General features: G+C 55.2%; 1 protein-coding gene. It reads left to right on the top strand.

Features of this window, described 5'->3' with window-relative positions:
• On the top strand, window positions 1-764 hold a 764-nt coding region (locus P3R27_RS14480), incomplete at both ends, for a terminase gpA endonuclease subunit (protein ID WP_301399143.1).

Here is a 764-nt window from a genome sequence, read left to right on the forward strand (position 1 = left end):
TTATTCAGCGCCCGTTCCTGACCGTGTGGCTTACCTGACCGCCGGTATCGACTCCCAGCTGGACCGCTACGAAATGCGCGTATGGGGATGGGGGCCGGGTGAGGAAAGCTGGCTGATTGACCGGCAGATTATTATGGGCCGCCACGACGATGAACAGACGCTGCTGCGTGTGGATGAGGCCATCAATAAAACCTATACCCGCCGGAATGGTGCAGAAATGTCGATATCCCGTATCTGCTGGGATACTGGCGGGATTGACCCGACCATTGTGTATGAACGCTCGAAAAAACATGGGCTGTTCCGGGTGATCCCCATTAAAGGGGCATCCGTCTACGGAAAGCCGGTGGCCAGCATGCCACGTAAGCGAAACAAAAACGGGGTTTACCTTACCGAAATCGGTACGGATACCGCGAAAGAGCAGATTTATAACCGCTTCACACTGACGCCGGAAGGGGATGAACCGCTTCCCGGTGCCGTTCACTTCCCGAATAACCCGGATATTTTTGATCTGACCGAAGCGCAGCAGCTGACTGCTGAAGAGCAGGTCGAAAAATGGGTGGATGGCAGGAAAAAAATACTGTGGGACAGCAAAAAGCGACGCAATGAGGCACTCGACTGCTTCGTTTATGCGCTGGCGGCGCTGCGCATCAGTATTTCCCGCTGGCAGCTGGATCTCAGTGCGCTGCTGGCGAGCCTGCAGGAAGAGGATGGTGCAGCAACCAACAAGAAAACACTGGCAGATTACGCCCGTGCCTTATCCGGAG

The sequence above is a fragment of the Enterococcus spodopteracolus genome, assembly GCF_030441955.1.
In the GTDB taxonomy this organism is placed as follows: Bacteria; Bacillota; Bacilli; order Lactobacillales; family Enterococcaceae; genus Enterococcus_B; species Enterococcus_B spodopteracolus.